The 18,826-nt window shown below is 74.2% G+C and carries 14 protein-coding genes and 1 pseudogene; 10 read left to right on the top strand and 5 right to left on the bottom strand.

The genetic code is table 11. The annotated features are described in order from the left end of the window. The first annotated feature begins 46 nt into the window (after positions 1-46). Positions 47-1,705: a serine/threonine-protein kinase gene (locus tag KSNIM_RS03405; RefSeq protein WP_263101710.1), complete on the top strand. Its 1,659-nt coding sequence runs from the start codon at positions 47-49 to the stop codon at positions 1,703-1,705. Between the two features lie 91 nt (positions 1,706-1,796). Here the strand turns inward: KSNIM_RS03405 and KSNIM_RS03400 are convergent, their stop codons facing one another. Continuing rightward, positions 1,797-2,012 carry a heavy-metal-associated domain-containing protein gene (locus KSNIM_RS03400; protein ID WP_263101709.1) on the bottom strand — a complete coding sequence of 72 codons (216 nt, stop codon included), beginning with the start codon at positions 2,010-2,012 and terminating at the stop codon, positions 1,797-1,799. Between the two features lie 500 nt (positions 2,013-2,512). Between KSNIM_RS03400 and KSNIM_RS03395 the strand changes: the two genes are divergently transcribed. Continuing rightward, positions 2,513-3,289: a DUF6193 family natural product biosynthesis protein gene (locus KSNIM_RS03395; RefSeq protein ID WP_263101708.1), complete on the top strand. Its 777-nt coding sequence runs from the start codon at positions 2,513-2,515 to the stop codon at positions 3,287-3,289. Positions 3,290-3,813: 524 nt separating this feature from the next. Here KSNIM_RS03395 and meaB read toward each other — a convergent pair. From meaB to mutA, 3 genes are read right to left on the bottom strand one after another with little or no spacing between them, the layout of a single operon-like run. After that, on the bottom strand, positions 3,814-4,803 hold the full coding sequence (gene meaB, locus KSNIM_RS03390) for a methylmalonyl Co-A mutase-associated GTPase MeaB (protein ID WP_263101707.1): 990 nt from the start codon (positions 4,801-4,803) through the stop codon (positions 3,814-3,816). 11 nt (positions 4,804-4,814) lie between these two features. After that, the gene (gene scpA / locus KSNIM_RS03385) at positions 4,815-7,013 is read right to left on the bottom strand and encodes a methylmalonyl-CoA mutase (protein ID WP_263101706.1); all 2,199 of its coding nucleotides are present in this window, start codon (positions 7,011-7,013) and stop codon (positions 4,815-4,817) included. Next, on the bottom strand, positions 7,010-8,893 hold the full coding sequence (gene mutA / locus KSNIM_RS03380; RefSeq protein WP_263101705.1) for a methylmalonyl-CoA mutase small subunit: 1,884 nt from the start codon (positions 8,891-8,893) through the stop codon (positions 7,010-7,012). The genes scpA and mutA overlap by 4 nt, the downstream gene beginning before the upstream one ends. A gap of 454 nt (positions 8,894-9,347) precedes the next feature. On the opposite strand from mutA, the pseudogene KSNIM_RS03375 reads away from it, so the two are divergent. The 6 genes and pseudogenes from KSNIM_RS03375 to KSNIM_RS03350 all read left to right on the top strand — a co-directional run. Continuing rightward, positions 9,348-9,896, top strand: a pseudogene (locus tag KSNIM_RS03375) (hypothetical protein); the annotation flags it as partial. A 118-nt stretch (positions 9,897-10,014) separates the two neighbouring features. Next, positions 10,015-10,524 carry a hypothetical protein gene (locus KSNIM_RS03370; RefSeq protein WP_263107815.1) on the top strand — a complete coding sequence of 170 codons (510 nt, stop codon included), beginning with the start codon at positions 10,015-10,017 and terminating at the stop codon, positions 10,522-10,524. Between the two features lie 87 nt (positions 10,525-10,611). Further along, positions 10,612-11,211, top strand: coding sequence for a superoxide dismutase (locus KSNIM_RS03365; protein ID WP_263101704.1), 600 nt, complete (start codon positions 10,612-10,614; stop codon positions 11,209-11,211). Positions 11,212-11,425: 214 nt separating this feature from the next. Further along, on the top strand, positions 11,426-13,981 hold the full coding sequence (locus KSNIM_RS03360; protein ID WP_263101702.1) for a sensor histidine kinase: 2,556 nt from the start codon (positions 11,426-11,428) through the stop codon (positions 13,979-13,981). A 76-nt stretch (positions 13,982-14,057) separates the two neighbouring features. Beyond that, entirely contained in the window at positions 14,058-14,741 is a 684-nt protein-coding gene (locus KSNIM_RS03355) for a response regulator (protein WP_263101701.1), read from the top strand. 195 nt (positions 14,742-14,936) lie between these two features. Then, the gene (locus KSNIM_RS03350) at positions 14,937-15,137 is read left to right on the top strand and encodes a hypothetical protein (RefSeq protein WP_263101700.1); all 201 of its coding nucleotides are present in this window, start codon (positions 14,937-14,939) and stop codon (positions 15,135-15,137) included. A 13-nt stretch (positions 15,138-15,150) separates the two neighbouring features. On the opposite strand, the gene KSNIM_RS03345 is transcribed toward KSNIM_RS03350, so the two are convergent. After that, a complete protein-coding gene (locus tag KSNIM_RS03345) occupies positions 15,151-16,140 on the bottom strand; it encodes a TetR/AcrR family transcriptional regulator (RefSeq protein ID WP_263101699.1) in 990 nt (329 codons plus the stop codon). Between the two features lie 180 nt (positions 16,141-16,320). Here KSNIM_RS03345 and KSNIM_RS03340 point away from each other — a divergent pair, with 180 nt between their 5' ends. Both KSNIM_RS03340 and KSNIM_RS03335 read left to right on the top strand, forming a co-directional pair. After that, entirely contained in the window at positions 16,321-17,529 is a 1,209-nt protein-coding gene (locus KSNIM_RS03340) for an FAD-dependent monooxygenase (protein ID WP_263101698.1), read from the top strand. 283 nt (positions 17,530-17,812) lie between these two features. Beyond that, positions 17,813-18,820 (top strand): YdcF family protein, encoded by a 1,008-nt coding sequence (locus tag KSNIM_RS03335; protein ID WP_263101697.1) that lies wholly within the window; start codon positions 17,813-17,815, stop codon positions 18,818-18,820. Positions 18,821-18,826: the final 6 nt, after the last annotated feature.

Raw genomic sequence — 18,826 nt, 5'->3', positions numbered from 1 at the left:
GGGTGTCCGGACGGGTCGTGCCCCTGGGCACCTGACGGGGGTGGGGATGCAGGGCGAGCGGCTGGACGGCCGGTACCGGCTGGAGACGGTGCTCGGCACCGGGGGCATGGGACAGGTGTGGCGGGCGTACGACGAGCGGGTCGGCCGGCCGGTGGCGGTGAAGCTGCTCACAGGCGCCGACAGCTCCTCCTCGGGCGTCGAGCGGTTCGCCGCCGAGGCCCGGGCCGCCGGCAACCTCAGCAGCCCGCACATCGTCACCGTCCACGACTTCGGCCGGGCCGGCCCGGAGCACGGCGGCGCACCCTTCCTGGTCATGGAACACCTCGACGGGCGCGCCCTGGAGGACGTCCTCGACGAGGGGCCGCTGCCCGCGGTGCCGGACGCCCTCGGCTGGACGCAGCAGGTCTGCACCGGCCTGGCCGCCGCCCACCGGGCCGGCCTCGTCCACCGGGACATCAAACCGGCCAACGCCATGCTGCTGCCCGGCGGAACGGTCAAGATCCTCGACTTCGGGATCGTCAAGCACCTGTACGAGAATCACTCGTTCACCGGTACCGGTACCGCCATGGGCACCGCCGCCTACATGTCCCCCGAACAGGCCCGCGGCGACCGCGGCATCGGCCCGGCCGCCGACCTGTACGCCGTCGGCTGCCTGCTGCACGCCCTCCTGACGGGTCGTCCGCCGTTCACCGGCGCACCGCTCGCCGTCCTCCACCAGCACCTCACCCGGCAGCCCGAGGCGCCCAGCGGCGTACGGCCCGGTGTCCCGGCCGGGGTCGACGCCCTCGTCCTCGCGCTGCTGGCCAAGGACCCGGGGGAGCGGCCGGGCAGCGCCGAGCAGGTCGCCGAGCACATCGGCGCGCTGCTGACGGCGCCCGCACCCGCGCAGGCCGGTCCGAGCACCACGGCCCCGCAGGCGGGAGCGCATCCGTCCGGACCCCTCGACGGCTCCCCGACCCGGGGCGACGCCCCCGGCGTCCGGACCACCGGAGCGGGCGGCACCACCGGCGGGGCCGCCACCGCGGGCCCGGCCGGCACCACGGACCCGCGGAGCGCGCCCCCGCCGGCGCCCGGGGCAGACCCGCACCCGCACCCCGCCCTGCCAGGCGATGCACCCGCCGAGCCCGGACGGCCGATGACCGCCCGGGCCTCCGCGCTGCGCCGCAGCGCGCTCGCGGGCAGCGCTGCCGTCGCCGTTCAGCTGGTCGCCTTCGACTCCTGGACGCCGTGGGCCGCTGCGCTGGCCGGGGTCGGTGCCTTCCTCGTGGTCGCCGCACTGCTGTGGATCGACAAGCCCTCGCCGCAGCTCGACCGGGGCACCGGCGGGCTCTTCGCCGCGGTGGCGGTGACCCTGGTCTCCGGTGTCCTGCTGCTGTTCTCCTCGAAGACGGCCTGGTGGGTGGCGCTCGTCCTGACGGTGGCGATGTGCCCCGTCGTGCTGGTGCTGCAGAAGCCGCTGGCCCGCGGCCTCGGCCGGCTGTTCGGCCGCCACGAGGCCGAGGCGCAGATGGCGGTCAGCGCAGCCCTGGTGAACGCGGCGTTCGCGACCGGGTTCTACGTCGAGGCCGCGGGCCTCGGGATCCTGAAGGCCAACGGTCTCGGCCTGCTGACCTGGTGCGGCCTGGCCGCGGTGCTGACGCCCCTGCTCCCCGGCCGCGCCGCCGGACCGGAACCGGCCCCCGAGGCACTGAACACGCCCGCCTGAACACGCCCGCCTGAACACGCCGGTCAGGGAACGCCGGTCAGGGAACGCCGGTCAGGGAACGCCGGTCAGGGAATGCCGGTACGGCCGTGCCTCAGACCCGGCCGACGAGGGTGAAGCCGGCCTCGCCGACCACGCTGCGCACCATGGACTCGTCGAGGTCGCCGGCCGACTCCACGGTGACCTGGCCCGTGGCGGCGTGGGCGTTGACGCCGGTGACACCCGGCAGTGCGGCGAGGCCCGCGGTGACGGTCCGCTCGCAGTGGCCGCAGCTCATGCCTTCGACACTGAAGACGGCGGTCGTGGACATCGGGGAACCTCCGGGTGGGGACGGGTCGGCGGCGGAGTACCGCCTTCGGTGCCGACCAGAACAGCGCAGCCGGAGGCGGACGTCCGAGGGACACGCCGCGGATGTGCCCCCATCGAGTGGTTCCGCCCCGAACGGAGTGCCGTGCGCCCCGGCGGCGCGCCCCCGGGCGGGAACGGGGGGTGAGACTGGTGGGCTCGCATGTTGAGGTGTCGCGTATCCGCCAGTATCAGTTGGCTTGGTCACGGTGAGTTGCCTTGGTGCTCTGCTGATCAGTCTGTGCGTTCACAAGCCCGCTCCGCTGCTCACGCGCGGCCGAGCGGTGGGCCACCATCGGGCCGCGCCGGTGCCGCTCTTGCCGGGCATCCCCCGACCGCCGGGACCAGCGACGCTGCCGGTCCCGGACTTTCCGCAATTGCGCCTCCCGTCACCGGGGATCGCCGGCCCCAATCCCCCTGTGTCGACCTGGTAGGCCGGGCGCTGCCACGCGGCACACTGAGCGGGTGAGCTTCGGGGCGGGGGCAGGCGGGCGTGAGTTGGTCAACGGGGTGCTCGGGGAGGTGTTGAGGTGTACGGCGGAGGGCCTCGGGGTCGTCCTGCCCGAGCCGGACGGTGAGCTTCCGGGCATCGCGAGGTATGGCGTTGAGGGGCCCGGCCGACGGGTGACGGTGTATCCGCCCTACGAGCAGACTGAGGGCTCGCGGCGGTTGTCGGTGTATCCGCCCGGCGAGCAGTGCGGGGGCTTCTGGATGACCCTCCAGAGCCACGGCGTGACCATGGCCGGTGGGTGGATCGCGGGGCCGGCCGAAGTGGTCAGGGCAACAGCGGCGTGGATGAGTGGTGCGGGACTGACAGAGACCAGGGCCCAGGCCCCGTGCATCGCGTTCCACCCGTGGGCTTTGGCGCACGAGCAGGAGCCGTTCGGCGCGGTCGAGTTGGCGTGGCACGTCAAGCTCGACCGCTTTCACACATCGTCGTGGGGCCGGCTCCCTCGCACGCACGCGCTGTTGGTGGCGGCGTACGCCCAGCCGGCGCTCCGCAGGCTGACGCCGATCACCAGCCACTTCAACGTATGGTTCTCCACCACAATCAAGCCTTCTGAGAAGAGGCAGGTCGGGTACGGCCTCTGGGAGGGGCAGGTCGGGTACGGCCTGCTCCCGCACGACGAGCGGCTGTACGGGGTGCGGCGCCGAGGCGGGGAGTTGGTCGCGCGCACCGAGACTCCGGAGGAAGCCGTCGCCCTCGTGGTGGCCGGCCTCCCGGGGGGCTCGGGCTGGTGAGCTGACGCTGGAGGAGGGGGTGCGGGGGTCATCCTGCCCACGACGAGGGGCTGCTGTCGGTGTTGGGGTGCTTGCGCGAGGCCGGGAGAGCCCGGCGAACGTGTACCGGAAGTCTCGGCACACTGCGGGCTCGGCAACGGCGGCAGCCGCGCAGGTGCTGGAGCGGCGGGGGCGGCCTTCGGTAGGAACATCGGAACGAGAACCGGCGCTGCGCCTCGATCGTTGCTGGTGGGCGGCTGACGGGTCATCGGGGCCGGTGCGGTGGTGAAGTTGTCCCTCGGATAACGACCTTATTACCTGCGGTACTACTGAGCGCGACCTGCGGAGAGGTTCTCCGCACGCTGCATGAAGCGCCCCTGTTGTCCGCGGCGAGGGAGAGACGGTGCCCGCGGTCCTGCTGCTGCCGACCGGGAAGGCGATGACCGTCCGGACGGTGGCCGACGTCGTCCGCCACCGCGGCGGCTCCAGCCGCCGGACCGGCCGGCGGGGCGCGTGCCGCGCTCCCACCGGCCGTTGCCGCGGGGTCAGTTCGCCGAGCCGAAGCCGTCGAGGATGCGCTGGGCGGCCAGGGTGGCGGTCAGCGTGCCCTGCCGGACCTGCTGCTCCACGACGGGGACGAGCCGCCGCACCTCGGGGTGCTCGCGGAGCCTGGCGAGCAACTGGTCGTGGACCATCGCCCACGTCCAGTCGACCTGCTGGTCGCGCCGCTTGGCGTCCAGTGCGCCGGTGGCGTCGAGCAGGCTGCGGTGCTGCCGCAGGCGGTCCCACAGCTCGTCCAGCCCGTTGCCGGACAGGCCGCTGCAGGTGAGCACCGGCGGCGTCCAGGCGGCGTCCGGCGGCTGGAGCAGCCGCAGGGCGCCGGCCAGTTCGCGGGCGGCGGCCTTGGCGTCCCGCTCGTGCGGGCCGTCCGCCTTGTTGACGGCGACCAGGTCGGCCAGCTCCAGGACGCCCTTCTTGATGCCCTGGAGCTGGTCGCCGGTGCGCGCGAGGGTGAGCAGCAGGAAGGAGTCCACCATGCCCGCGACGGTGGTCTCCGACTGCCCGACGCCGACCGTCTCCACCAGGACGACGTCGTACCCGGCGGCCTCCATCACCACCATGGACTCGCGGGTGGCGCGGGCCACGCCGCCGAGCGTCCCGGAGGTGGGGGAGGGCCGGACGAAGGCGTTCGGGTCGACGGAGAGCTTCTCCATCCGCGTCTTGTCGCCGAGGATGGAGCCGCCCGTCCGGCTGGAGGTCGGGTCGACGGCGAGCACCGCGACCCTGTGCCCCAGGCCGGTGAGCATGGTGCCGAGGGCCTCGATGAAGGTCGACTTGCCCACACCGGGCACGCCGGTGATGCCCACCCGGACCGCCCGGCCGGAGTGCGGCAGCAGGTCGACCAGCAGCCGCTGGGCGAGCTCGCGGTGGTCGGGCCGGATGGACTCGACGAGGGTGATGGCCCGCGCGATCCAGGCGCGCGAGCCGTCCAGGACACCCTGCCGGTACTGGTCGAGGTCGATCGTCCGGGCCACGGCTCAGCGGCTCACAGCTCGTGGCCGAGGTCGGCGGCGAGCGAGGTGAGCAGATCGTGGGCGGCGTCCGGGATCACGGTGCCGGGCGGGAAGACCGCGGCGGCGCCCATGTCGAGGAGCGTCGGGATGTCCTGCGGCGGGATGACGCCGCCGACCACGATGGTGATGTCCTCGCGTCCGGCCTCGGCGAGTTCGGCCTTCAGCGCGGGCACCAGGGTGAGGTGGCCGGCCGCCAGCGAGGAGACGCCGACGATGTGCACGTCGGCCTCGACGGCCTGCCGGGCGACCTCCGCCGGGGTCTGGAACAGCGGGCCGACGTCGACGGTGAAGCCCAGGTCGGCGAAGGCCGTGGCGATCACCTTCTGGCCGCGGTCGTGGCCGTCCTGGCCCATCTTGGCGACCAGGATGCGGGGGCGGCGGCCCTCGGCCTCCTCGAAGCGCTCGACGAGGTCGCGGGTGCGCTGCAGCGAGGTGGAGGGGCCTGCTTCGTCTCGGTACACACCGGAGATGGTACGGATCTGCCCGGAGTGCCGGCCGTACACCTTCTCGAGTGCGTCGGAGATCTCGCCGACGGTGGCCTTGGCACGGGCGGCGTTCACCGCGAGCGCCAGCAGGTTGCCGTCCAGCGAGGCGCCCTGCGGCCCGGCCTCGGCGGCCCGGGTCAGCGCGTGCAGGGCGTCCTGGCAGACCTGCTCGTCCCGCTCGGCGCGCAGCCGGCGGAGCTTCGCGATCTGCTGGGCGCGCACCGAGGAGTTGTCGACCTTGAGGACGTCGATCTGTTCGTCGTTGGCGACCCGGTACTTGTTGACGCCGATCACCGGCTGGCGGCCGGAGTCGATCCGCGCCTGGGTGCGGGCGGCGGCCTCCTCGACGCGCAGCTTGGGGATGCCCGCGTCGATCGCCTTGGCCATGCCGCCGGCCGCCTCGACCTCCTGGATGTGCTGCCAGGCGCGGCGGGCCAGGTCGTGGGTGAGCTTCTCGACGTACGCCGAGCCGCCCCACGGGTCGATGACCCGGCAGGTGCCGGACTCCTGCTGCAGCATCAGCTGGGTGTTGCGGGCGATCCGGGCGGAGAAGTCGGTCGGCAGGGCGAGCGCCTCGTCGAGGGCGTTGGTGTGCAGCGACTGGGTGTGGCCCTGGGTCGCGGCCATCGCCTCCACACAGGTGCGGGTGACGTTGTTGAACACGTCCTGCGCGGTGAGCGACCAGCCGGAGGTCTGCGAATGGGTGCGCAGCGACAGCGACTTGGCGTTCTGCGGGTCGAACTGCTTGACCAGCTTGGCCCACAGCAGCCGGGCCGCGCGCAGCTTGGCGACCTCCATGAAGAAGTTCATGCCGATGGCCCAGAAGAACGACAGCCGCGGCGCGAACGCGTCCACGTCCAGCCCGGCACCGAGGCCGGCCCGCAGGTACTCCACACCGTCCGCGAGGGTGTACGCCAGCTCCAGGTCGGCCGTCGCGCCGGCCTCCTGGATGTGGTAGCCCGAGATCGAGATCGAGTTGTACCGCGGCATCTTCTGCGAGGTGTACGCGAAGATGTCCGAGATGATCCGCATCGAGGGCTGCGGCGGGTAGATGTACGTGTTGCGGACCATGAACTCCTTGAGGATGTCGTTCTGGATGGTCCCCGCCAGCTTCTCGGGCGGCACCCCCTGCTCCTCGGCGGCCACGATGTACAGCGCCAGCACGGGCAGCACCGCGCCGTTCATGGTCATCGACACCGACATCCGGTCCAGCGGGATGCCGTCGAAGAGCTGGCGCATGTCGTAGATGGAGTCGATGGCCACGCCGGCCATGCCGACGTCGCCGGTGACCCGCGGGTGGTCGCTGTCGTAACCGCGGTGGGTCGGCAGGTCGAAGGCGACCGAGAGGCCCTTCTGGCCGGCCGCGAGGTTGCGGCGGTAGAAGGCGTTGGACTCCTCGGCGGTGGAGAAGCCCGCATACTGGCGGACCGTCCACGGCTGGTTGACGTACATGGTCGGGTAGGGGCCGCGCAGGAACGGGGCCACGCCCGGGTAGGTGCCGAGGAAGTCCAGGCCGGCCAGGTCCTCCGCGGTGTACAGCGGCTTGACGCCGATGCCCTCCGGGGTCTCCCAGAGCTGCTCGTCGACGTCCTTGCCGGTGGCCTGCTGCCAGGCGGCGCGCCACTGCTCACCGTCGCCGGCGGGGGCGCCGGAGCCCAGCCCGATGGTGGTGAAGTCGGGGATCATCGGGCGACTCCGATCTCGTCCAGCAGGGAGGTCAGGACCTCGACGGCGTTGCAGCCGGCGAACACGTACGCGTCCACGCCCGCCCGCTCCAAGGCTTCGCGCAGCTCGCCGGGGCGTCCGGCCAGCAGCACCTTCGCGGCGCCCGCGGTCTTCAGCGCCCTGGCGACCGCCTCGCCGTGCTCCGCGTACTGCGCGTCGCCGGAGCACAGGCAGGCGACGGTCGCGCCGCTCGCCGCGAAGGCCTCGGCCAGCGCGGCCGGGTCCGTGCCCTCCACGGAGGTGGTCTCGATACCGCCGGCCTGGAAGAGGTTGGCGGCGAAGGTGGTGCGCGCGGTGTGCGCCGCGGCGGTGCCGATCGAGGCCAGGAAGATCTTCGGCCGGGTGCCGGCGGCGGCCAGGTGCGCGTCCGAGCGGTCGCGCAGCGCCTCGTACGCCTCGGCGCGGCGGACCTGCGGCAGGCCGCCGCCGCGGCGGGCGGGCGCGGGCTCGCGGACGAGCGGCTGCTCGCCCAGGTTCGGGAACTCGCTGACGCCGGTGACCGGCTCGCGCCGCTTGGCCAGGCGGGCCGTGCGCTCGGCCCAGGTCGCGGCGATCCGCTCGCCGACCAGGCCGGAGACGAGGGCCTCGCGCAGGCCGCCGGCCCGCTCGATCTCCTGGAAGAACGCCCAGGCGGCCCCTGCCAGCTCGTCGGTGAGCGTCTCGACGTACCAGGAGCCGCCGGCCGGGTCGATGACCTTCGCCAGGTTCGACTCCTCCAGCAGGATCGCCTGGGTGTTGCGGGCGATCCGGCGGGCGAAGGCGTCCGACAGGCCGGCCTCGGCGTCGAAGGGCTGCACGGTGACGGCGTCGGCGCCGCCGACGCCTGCGGCCAGGCAGGCGACGGTGGTGCGCAGCATGTTCACCCACGGGTCGCGGGCGGTCATCATCACCGAGGAGGTGACGGCGTGCTGGCGCTGGGCGGCGGCCGGGCCGGTCACCCCGGAGACCTCGGCGACGCGGGCCCACAGGCGCCGTGCGGCACGGAACTTGGCGATGCCGAGGAACTGGTCCTCGGTGGCCGCGTAGCGGAACTCCAGCTGGCCGGCGGCCTCGTCGACGGTCAGCCCGGCGGCGGTCAGCGCGCGCAGGTAGGCGACGCCCGCGGCCAGCGAGGCGCCGAGCTCCTGGGCGGCGGAGGCGCCGGCGTCGTGGAAGACCAGCGCGTCGACGGCCAGGGCGCGGACGTTCGGGTAGGTGCGGCCGCAGTGCGCGGCCAGGTCGGCGGCCTCGGCGAGCTGCGCGGTGGTGGCGGAGTCGTCGCCGGTGCGGGCGAGCAGACCCAGCGGGTCGGCGCCGAGGTTGCCCGACGCCACGTCGGAGGGCACCGCACGCTCGGCCAGCAGGGCGAACAACTGCTCGGCTGCGGGCCGGAATTCGGCGCCCGCGTCGAGAACGACGGAGGCCAGGTCGAGGTACACGCCCTGCAGCGCGGTGGGCAGCGCGGCCACCGGCAGGCCGCCGTCGCCGACGGTCAGCCAGAGCGAGGTGACGCCGTTCTCGAGGTCGGCGAGGACCGCCTCGTTGGCGCGCGCGGCGTCCGGGTCGGCGTGGCGCTGCCGTACGTCCCAGCCGTTGACGGCGGAGCCGTGCGGCCGGCCGCCCCGCAGGTACGGGGCGAAGCCGGGGAGGCCGGCGTCGGCCGGCGCCTCCTCGGCGGTGTACAGCGGGCGGGCGCTGAGCCCGTCCTGGAGCTTGGTGGTGAGCGCTTCCTCCGCCTGAACGCCGCTCGCGTCCTGCACACCCGACTTGCGCAGCACGCCTTCGACGAGGCGCTGCCACTGCTCGCGGGTCGCATCCGGGAACTCGGCGGCCAGGGGAAGCCCTTCGGGCTGGACCGTCATGAGTGCAGGTTAGTGCCCGTTAGCAGGCCGGCAGCAGATCAATCCAGTGTGACCTTTCCCTCGCTGCACTCCAGGTGGCGGGGAGTGCAGCCGCTTCCGGGAGCGTGCCGCGACCGCCCGGGCGGCCGTCGTCCTGGCCGCCGGCTGCGCCGCCCGGGACCGCCGGTCGCGATGAAGAAGCCCGCCCTGTTGACACCCGCGCGCCCTGTTGACACCCGTGCCGGTCACCGCGCCCGCCGGACCTCGGACCGCACCGGCCGTCGCCACCCGCCCAGCCGCCGCACCCGGCGCCCTCGCCGGCCGGCTGCGCGGCCGGCTCCAGCGCCAGGCCGTGCCCGCCGTGCTCGTCCTGCCGGTGCTGGTCTCCTCGGTGCTGTTCCCGTCCTTCGGGACGCTGGACAACGCCCGCAGCATCGCCGTGCAGACCTCGTTCCCCGCGATCGTCGCCCTCGGCATGACCCTGGTGATCCTCCCCGGCGGCATCGACCTGTCGGTGGGCTCGGTCTTCGCCCTCGGCGGCGTGCCGGCCGCCTGGGCCTCCCAGTGGGGGATCGTCCCGGCCCTGCCGCCGCCGCTCCCGGACGGCTTCCACCGCCGCATCTGGCGAGCCGTGCCGACCGCCGACGGCGCCGGGGTCGGGCTGCACCTGTACAGCCCGCACGGCGACATGGGCTTCCCCGGCGCGCTCGACCTCACCGCCACCTACCGGCTGGCCGGTCCCGGCACGCTGGCGGTCGACTGCCGGGCCGTCACCGACCGCCCGACGGTGGTCAACCCGACCAACCGCGCCTGCTTCAACCTGGCCGGGCACGGCGCCGTCCACGACCACGTGCGGGAGCTGTCCGCCGACCGCGACCTGCCGGTCACCGCCGAGGGCATCCCGTACGGCCCGCCCGAACCGGTGGCCGGCACGCCCTTCGACCTCGCCCGGCCCGTCCGGCTCGGCGGCCGGATCGCCGCCGGACACCCGCAGGTCCGCGCCGTGGGCGGGCTCGGCCACTGCGGGGTGCTGCGTTCCGCCGGCCCGGGGGAGCTGCGGCACGCGGCCACCCTCGCCGAGCCGGCCGTCGGCGACCGAGCCGGGCGTACAGGTCTACACGGGCAACAACCTCGACGGCACCCTGCCCGGTGCCGACGGCCGGCCGCTGCCGCAGCACGCCGGGATCTGCCCGGAGACCCAGCACCTGCCGGACTCGCCCAACCGCCCCGAGTGCCCGAGCACGGTGCTGCGGCCCGGCGCGGTCTTCCGCATTAGGCCGAGTTCCGTTTCGGTGCGCGGAGTCGACGGATCATCGGACAGCGCCCCCGGTGGTGCAGTTCGGGGACAACGGCACGGCCGACCACCTGTGGGACCGGCGCCCTGCTCGCCCTCGCCGACACCACCTGATCCCGTCGAGGCCCCCGGGTGCCCCGACCCGACAGTGCGCCTCGACCCGGAAGGCCGGCCGGCGGTCCCACCCACCCGTGGGCGACCGCTGGCCGGCTGTCTTCGGGCGCGCCTCCTGGGCGGACGCCGTGACGCGGGGTCGGCCGCGTCCCGGCGGGCGCCGGTTGGGAAGACGATCGTCGGTCAGGAAGGACGCAGGGCGCCCCGGACGGCCGACCGGCCGACCTCGCATGCAACATGCTGATGCATGAGTTTCGTTCTTGCAAGGTATGCGCAATAGTGTGGCCCCGGCACGATCCACACCGTCCGTCGAAAGGGGCCGTGTCCCGCCATGGGCACCTACTCGCTTCCCGACCTGCCGTACGACTACTCCGCCCTCGAGCGCGCGATGTCCGCCGAGGTTCTGGAACTGCACCACTCCAAGCACCACGCCGCCTACGTCAAGGGCGCCAACGACACCCTCGAGCAGCTCGCCGAGGCGCGCGACAAGGAGCAGTACGGCGGCCTGGTCGGCCTGCAGAAGACGCTCGCCTTCCACCTCTCCGGCCACGTCCTGCACTCGCTGTTCTGGCAGAACCTCTCCCCGGACGGCGGTGACCGCCCCGACGGCGCCCTCGGTGACGCCGTCAGCGAGCACTTCGGCTCCTTCGAGGCCTTCCGCAGGCAGCTGACCACCGCCACCGTCGGCGTCCAGGGCAGCGGCTGGGGCATCCTCTCCTGGGAGCCGCTCGGCAAGCGCCTGATCGTCGAGCAGGTCTACGACCACCACGGCAACGTCGGCCAGGGCACCACCCCGCTGCTCGCCTTCGACGCCTGGGAGCACGCCTACTACCTGCAGTACCGCAACGTCCGCCCGGACTACGTCGAGCGCCTGTGGTCCGTCGTGAACTGGCAGGACGTCGCCGACCGCTTCGCCGCCGCGCAGGTCTGATCCGCCCCGCGGGCCCCACCCCGGCCGGCGCGGTCCCGGGCCGCGCCGGCCGCCGGCAGCGGCCGCATGCCGCCGTACGCGTCAAGAAAGCGCCAGGATCCACCCCGCGAAGCGGGCGAACGGGGCAACCCGCCCAGCCGTGGATCTAGGCTCGGAGGCGCGAACAGGCGTCCGAACCACCGGTGGGCGCGACGGCGGAACGAGAATGGTGCACATGGCGCGCGGCAGGCTGCGGATCTACCTCGGGGCGGCCCCCGGGGTCGGGAAGACGTACGCCATGCTCGGCGAGGCGCACCGCAGGGCCGCCCGCGGCACCGACGTCGTCATCGCCCTCGTCGAGGACCACGGCCGTGCCCGCACCGCCGAACTGGTCACCGGCCTGGAGACCGTCCCGCGCCGCGCCCTCGACCACCGAGGTGCCCGCTTCACCGAGATGGACCTCGACGCGGTGCTCGCCCGCCGCCCCGAGGTCGCCCTGGTGGACGAACTCGCCCACACCAACGTCCCCGGCAGCCACCACGCCAAGCGCTGGGAGGACGTCGAGGTACTGCTCGCCGCCGGGATCGACGTCGTCTCCACCGTCAACATCCAGCACCTCGAATCGCTCGGCGACGTCGTCGAGGGCATCACCGGCGTCCGCCAGCGCGAGACCGTGCCCGACGAGATCGTCCGCCGTGCCGACCAGATCGAACTGGTCGACATGTCGCCCCAGGCGCTGCGCCGCCGTCTCGCCCACGGCAACGTCTACCCTCCCGACCGGGTCGACGCCGCCCTCTCGCACTACTTCCGCCCCGGCAACCTCACCGCCCTGCGCGAACTCGCCCTGCTCTGGACGGCCGACCGGGTCGACGAATACCTCCAGCGCTACCGCACCGAGCAGGGCATCGCCGCCACCTGGCAGGCCCGCGAACGGATCGTCGTCGGCCTCACAGGTGGTCCCGAGGGCGGCACCCTGATCCGCCGCGCCGCCCGGATCGCCGCCCGCGGCTCCGGCAGCGAACTGCTCGCCGTGCACATCGTCCGCCCCGAGGGCCCCGCCGCACCCGCCGCGCCCGGCGACCTCGCCGCCCAGCGCCGCCTGGTCGAGGAGCTCGGCGGCAGTTACCACGCCGTGCTCGCCGAGGACGTCCCCGCCGGCCTGCTCGACTTCGCCCGCGGCGTCAACGCCACCCAGATCGTCGTCGGCACCAGCCGGCGGCGCGCCTGGCGCTCCCTGCTCTACCCCGGCGTCGGCGCCACCGTCATCCGCGAGTCCGGCGACGTCGACGTGCACGTCGTCACCCACGAGCACGCCGCCCGCGGCCGACCCGGCCTGCCCGGTCGACTGCCCGTCAAGCTCGGCCGACTGCGCACCGTCGCCGGCTGGCTGCTCGGCTGCCTCGGCCCCGTCCTGCTCACCGTGCTGCTGCTCGCCCTCGGCCCCGGCGTCGGCCTGCCCACCGCCGTCCTGCTCTTCCTCACTCTCACCGTCGGCGCCGCCCTGGTCGGCGGCGTCTTCCCGGCGATCGGCTCCGCCCTGGTCGGCTCGGCGCTGCTGAACTACTACTTCGCCCCGCCCACCCACACCTTCACGATCACCGACCGGGCCAACATCCTCGCCCTCGGCGTCTTCGTCGGCGTCGGCATCGCCGTCGCCTCGGTGGTCGACCTCGCCGCCCGCCGCTCCCAGCAGGCCGCCCGCAGCCGGGCCGAGGCCGAGACCCTCGCCTTCCTGGCCGGCAGCGCGCTGCGCGGCGAGGACGGGCCCGAGGACCTGCTCGAACGCGTCCGGGAGACCTTCCAGATGGAGTCGGTCGCCCTGCTGGAACGCCCCGGCGACCGCGGCCCCTGGCAGACCCGCGCCGCCGTCGGCCACCGCCCGGCCTCCCGGCCCGAGGACGCCACCGTCGACGTCCCGGTCGGCGACCGGCTCGCCCTCGTCCTCACCGGCCGGGTGCTGCCGGCCGGCGACCGCCGGATGCTCGGCGCCTTCGCCGCCCAGGCCGTCGCCGTGCTCGAACGGCAGCGGCTCGCCGAGGAGGCCGCCGAGGCCCGCCGGCTCGCCGACTCCAACCGGATCCGCACCGCACTGCTCGCCGCCGTCTCGCACGACCTCCGCACCCCGCTCGCCGGGATCAAGGCCGCCGTCACCTCACTGCGCTCGGAGGACGTCGCCTGGAGCCCCGAGGACGAGGCCGAACTGCTGGAGGGCATCGAGGAGGGCGCCGACCGGCTCAACCAGCTGATCAACAACCTCCTCGACATGAGCCGGCTGCAGACCGGCAGCGTCACGCCGCTGCGGCGGGACGTCGACCTGGACGAGGTCGTCCCGCTGGCCCTCGCCGGGGTGCCCGCCGGAGCCGTCCGGCTGGACGTCGCGGAGGACCTGCCGCTGGTGCGCGCCGACGCCGGACTGCTGGAACGGGTGGTCGCCAACCTGGTCGAGAACGCCGTCAAGTACAGCCCGCCCGAGCTACCGGTCACCGTCCGGGCCGACGCCCTCCGACTGCCCGACGGCGACCGGGTCGAACTGCGGGTCGTCGACCGCGGCCCCGGCGTCCCCGAGGAGGCCCGGGAGCGGATCTTCGCGCCCTTCCAGCGCCACGGCGACGCCCCGCGCGGCAACGGCGTCGGCCTCGGCCTCGCCGTCGCCCGCGGCTTCGCCGAGGCCATGGACGGCAGCCTCACCGCCGAGGACACCCCCGGCGGCGGCCTCACCATGGTGGTCTCCCTGCCCGCAGCCGCCCGCACCGCCCGGAAGTCCCGCGAGCCCACGGCCACCATGCCCTGAACGTCCCGACCACCCCCCTGCCCCGGCCGCCGCCGGGGCTCAGCACAGGCAAACCGCAGAAAGGCGGCGCACATCCATGACCCGGGTCCTCGTGGTCGACGACGAACCCCAGCTCGTCCGCGCCCTGGTGATCAACCTCAAGGCACGGAAGTACGAGGTGGACGCCGCCCACGACGGCGCCTCGGCCCTCGCCGCGGCTGCCGCCAGGCCGCCGGACGTCGTCGTCCTCGACCTCGGCCTGCCCGACATGGACGGCACCGAGGTGATCCGCGGCCTGCGCGGCTGGACCCGCGTCCCGATCATCGTGCTCTCCGCCCGCCAGGCCTCCGACGAGAAGGTCGAGGCACTGGACGCCGGCGCCGACGACTACGTCACCAAGCCCTTCGGCATGGACGAGTTCCTGGCCCGGCTCCGGGCCGCCGTCCGCCGCGCCGAACCGGTGACGGCCGGCGGCACCGAGGCCGTCCTCACCACCGGGTCCTTCACCGTCGACCTCGCCGCCAAGAAGGTCAACCGCGGTGGCGCCGACGTCCGGCTCACGCCCACCGAGTGGCACCTGCTGGAGGTGCTCGCCCGCAACGCAGGCCGACTCGTCAGCCAGAAGCAACTGCTGCAGGAGGTGTGGGGCCCGGCCTACCGCACCGAGACCAACTACCTGCGGGTCTACATGGCCCAACTCCGCCGCAAACTGGAGGACGACCCCTCCAACCCCCGCCACTTCGTCACCGAACCGGGCATGGGGTACCGCTTCGAGCCGTAGCGGTGCACGCACCAAGCCGCGAGAGGTGAATCGGGGGCGCGGGGATCTGCGCAATCCGGCGGTGGTGCACGCGGCAAGGCGGGCGAGGTGAATCAGGGGCCGCGCCTCCCGTCCGGTCGGTCTTCACAGCATCTGCGCGGACTCCCGCGGCAATCCCGTTGCCCGGCGAGGGTCCGATGGGCCAGGCTGCCGCCCGTGACCGATGATCGCCGCCCGCTGGGCCTACCCGTCTTCTCGGCGCCGCACACCGACGCGCCGGCCGTCCCCGACCGGCGGCCGCTGCCGCCGATCGACCGTGCCCTCTTCCTGCCCCCGCCCGGCCAGGAGGCCCCGGCCGCCGCGGACCGCCGCCCCCTCGCCACCGGCGGCCTCACCTTCTCCGAGCCGACCGCCTGATCCGCACCCGCCGTCAGCCCGCCGCGGGCCCACCCGCCGCCGGGCCGTCGATCAGCACGGCGATGCCGTCGAGGATGCGCTGCAGGCCGAACTCGAAGAGGCGGTCGAGGTCGAAGTCGTAGCCCCCGGTGACGTGCCGCTCCAGCATCGGGAACCGGCCGGTGGCCATCAGGGCCAGCAGGGCGGGCTCCTGAGTGGCCATCCACTCCTCGGCGTCCAGGCCGCTGTCGGCCATCGCCGTGCTCTCCGCCTCGACGTTGATCGCGGTGCCGCGCACGTAGTTGAAGAGCGTCAGGTGGGTGGTGAAGGCCGTCCAGGGGTCGAGGCCGCGGCCGTCCAGTGCATCGAGCACCCATTCCGTCAACGGCAGGGCGGAGGCGACGACCTGGGGCCGCGTCATGGAGAGCGCGGGGGCGAGCCAGGGATGGCGGCGGAAGGTATCCCAGAGCATCCGGGCGGCGAGGGCGAGCGGCTCGCGCCAGCCGTCGGGCCGCTCGTCGGGGAAGGTCCAGCGGACGAAGGCGGCGTCCATCATCCGCACAAGCAGGTCGTCCTTGTCGGCCACGTGCCGGTAGAGCGACATGGTGGCGACGCCGAGTTCGGCCGCGACCCGGCGCATGGAGAGCGCGGCGAGGCCCTCCGCGTCGGCGACCGCCGTTGCGGCGGTCACGATCCGCTCGGCCGTCAGGGCGGGGTCCTGGCCGCCCCGGGGCTCCGGCGCCGCGGCGCGCACGGGAGCCTTCACGGGGCCGGGGGGAGGGGTCGCCGACGTCGGCGGTTCCGGTGCGGCCACCACGGTGCCGACGCCTGGGACGGCGCGGACCAGCCCCGTCCGGCGGAGTTCGGTGAGCGCCTTGGTCGCGGTCGCCATGGCCACGCCCCACTGCCGGGTGATCTCCCGGGTGGAGGGCACCCGGTCGCCCGGTGCCAGTTCTCCCTGCTCGATCCTGGCCCGCAGCTCGTCGACGATCCTGCGGTACCGCGCTCCGTCGGTCCGGTCCACGACATCCCCTCCGCACTAGTGCACCTTGCCCTGCCGGTCAGCCTAGCCACACCTGCGCCCGAACCGCCGGAGGGCAGTGCACCGCACCCCAGGAGCACTAGTGCACCAGGAGCAAATTCCCTGTTGGGAAGGCGATTTCCGGCTTGCGGGGCTAGCTGCGTACAGCGTACATTCGACGGCATGGGGAACACAGACATCCTGATCTCCGGCGGCGGCATCGCCGGCCCGGCACTCGCCCACTGGCTGCACGCGGCCGGCTTCACGGTCACCGTCGTGGAGCGCGCCCCGGCCCCGCGCCCGGGCGGCCAGACCGTCGACCTGCGCGGCGCCGGACGCACCGTGATCACGCGCATGGGCCTGATGGACCGGGCCCGCGAGCTGAGCCTCGACCAGAAGGGCATCGCCACCGTCGACTCCACCGGCCGGATCACCTCCCGGCTGCCGGCCGACGCCTTCGGCGGCGAGGGCATCGTCTCCGAGATCGAGATCCTCCGCGGCGACCTCGCCGGCCTGCTGTACGAGGACACCGCGCCGTACACCGAGTACCTCTTCGACGACACCGTCACCGCCCTCGCCCAGGACGCCGACGGCGTCACCGTCGACTTCGAACGGGCCGGCACGAGGCGGTTCGCCGCCGTCATCGGCGCCGACGGAATGCACTCGGTGGTCCGCAGCCTGGCCTTCGGCCCGGAGTCGGAGTGCGTCCGGCCGCTCGACCTGTACCTCGCCTGGTTCACCGCCGAGACCGACCTCGACCTCGACGGCTGGTACCTGATGCACAACGCCCCGGGCGGGCTGGTCGCCTCGGCCCGTCCCGGCCGGCTGCCCGGCGAGGTCAAGGCGGGCTTCGGCTTCCGCTCGGCGCCGCTCGCCTTCGACCGCCGCGACACCGCCGCCCAGCAGGAGATCGTGGCCCGGCGGTTCGCCGGCGTCGGCTGGGAGACCCCGAGGCTGCTGGACGCGATGCACCGCTCCACCGACTTCCACCTGGACTCGCTCGGCCAGGTCCACCTGGACGGCTGGTCACGCGGCCGGGTCGCGCTGCTCGGCGACGCGGGCCACTGCCCCTCGCCGCTCACCGGACTCGGCACCAGCCTCGCCCTGGTCGGCGCCTACGTCCTGGCCGGGGAGGCGGCCGCCGCCGACGGCGACCTCGCCGCCGCGTTCCGGCGCTACGACCGGGTGATGCGTCCGTACGTCACCAAGGCCCAGGAACTGCCGCCCGGCGGAGCCGGCGGATTCGCACCGAACAGTGCGCTGGCGATCCGGCTGCGCACGATGTCGATGCGGTCGATGAACCGCTGGCCGATGCGGCAGCTGCTGGCCGCCCAGTTCGCCAAAGCCGGCGACATCGCCCTCCCCGACTACGCCCTCCCGGCCACCCGCTAGGAGTCGTCTCCCAGGGTGCTCAGTGGCTGAGTCAGAGGCGCGTGGGGGCAGCTCCCGGCCCGAAGACCTGGGGGAGAACTGCGCAGTCCGGAGTGGTGGTCCTGAGGTTCGGCTCGCCCCCGGCCCACACGGTGACTCGCATCCGAATTGCGCAGTTCCGCCCCCGGCCTTCGGCCGGGAGGTGCCCCCAGCGCCCCTACGAGGCACCGCACGGCCCCGGCGCCCGCCGACGCGGGGCCCCGGCCGGCGCCGCCGTTCGGGTGCGGGCGCCTACCATCGCGGCATGGTCGCCTACCTGCTCGCCGCCGTCCTGCTGGTGCTGTTCGCGATCGGTGCCGCGCGGGACCTGCGGCGGCTGAGCAACGCGGTGCTGCTCGGACTGGCCGTGGCGGCAACGGCGGCGGGTCTGCTGGGCGAACTGGACCGGCTGCCGCCGGGCACCGCCCGGGGCGTCGCCGACGCGCTGCCGGTCGCCGCCCTGCTCGCTGCATCGGCCGTGGCCGTACTGCTCCTCGGCAACGGCGTGCTGATGGTCCGCCGGGCGGGCGGCAGCCCCGTCCACCTGCTGCCGCTGCTCGCCGGGTCGGCCGGGCTCGCCCTGATCGGGGTGCTGTGGGCGGCGGCCCGGGTCGACTCGCGGCCGCTGCACGCCGCCGCCGCGGCCGCCCTGCTGGTCGCCGGCTACCTGGCGTTCCTGCTGCTGTGCTGCCTCGGCTACTCGGCGCTGTACGGCCGGATCCCGCCGCCGCGGCAGGTCGACTTCGTGGTGGCGCTCGGCGCCGGACTGGACGACGACGACCGGGTGCCGCCCCTGCTCGCCGCCCGGCTCGACCGGGCCCTCGGACTCCGCGCCGACCAGGAGCGCAACGGGCCGCCCGCACCCGTCCTGGTGGTGTCCGGCGGCAAGGGCACCGGCGAACAGCTCAGCGAGGCCGAGGCGATGGCCCGGTACGCCGCCGACCGGGGCGTGCCCGCCGCCGCGGTGCTGCGGGAGGACCGCTCCCGCAACACCGCGGAGAACCTGAGATTCAGTGACCGGCTGATGCGCCAGCACCGCCCGGACTACCGCTGCACCGTCGTCACCAGCAACTTCCACGTGCTGCGCACCGCCGTCGAGGCCCGCCGGGCCGGCGTGCCGGGACAGGTCGTCGGCGCCCCGACGGCAGGGGTGCTCTGGCCCGGCGCCGTCCTGCGCGAGCTCGGCGCCCTGCTGCTCTGCTACCCGCGGACGAACGCGGGCGCGGTGCTGCTGCTCGCCGTCCTCGGCGCCACCGCCGGCTGGCGGCCGTGACCACCC

Source organism: Kitasatospora sp. DSM 101779, assembly GCF_025655475.1.
Lineage (GTDB): Bacteria > Actinomycetota > Actinomycetes > Streptomycetales > Streptomycetaceae > Kitasatospora.
Note: the sequence above shows the minus strand (reverse complement) of the source record. Positions and strands in the feature narration are given on the sequence as shown.

Excerpts from the sequence above, each read along its gene's own strand:
- KSNIM_RS03365 (WP_263101704.1), top strand. The coding sequence starts at position 10,612 with ATGGGCACCTACTCGCTTCCCGACCTGCCGTACGACTACTCCGCCCTC.
- KSNIM_RS03355 (WP_263101701.1), top strand. The coding sequence starts at position 14,058 with ATGACCCGGGTCCTCGTGGTCGACGACGAACCCCAGCTCGTCCGCGCC.
- KSNIM_RS03400 (WP_263101709.1), bottom strand. The coding sequence starts at position 2,012 with ATGTCCACGACCGCCGTCTTCAGTGTCGAAGGCATGAGCTGCGGCCAC.
- KSNIM_RS03340 (WP_263101698.1), top strand. The coding sequence starts at position 16,321 with ATGGGGAACACAGACATCCTGATCTCCGGCGGCGGCATCGCCGGCCCG.
- scpA (WP_263101706.1), bottom strand. The coding sequence starts at position 7,013 with ATGATCCCCGACTTCACCACCATCGGGCTGGGCTCCGGCGCCCCCGCC.
- KSNIM_RS03360 (WP_263101702.1), top strand. The coding sequence starts at position 11,426 with ATGGCGCGCGGCAGGCTGCGGATCTACCTCGGGGCGGCCCCCGGGGTC.
- mutA (WP_263101705.1), bottom strand. The coding sequence starts at position 8,893 with ATGACGGTCCAGCCCGAAGGGCTTCCCCTGGCCGCCGAGTTCCCGGAT.
- KSNIM_RS03335 (WP_263101697.1), top strand. The coding sequence starts at position 17,813 with ATGGTCGCCTACCTGCTCGCCGCCGTCCTGCTGGTGCTGTTCGCGATC.
- KSNIM_RS03405 (WP_263101710.1), top strand. The coding sequence starts at position 47 with ATGCAGGGCGAGCGGCTGGACGGCCGGTACCGGCTGGAGACGGTGCTC.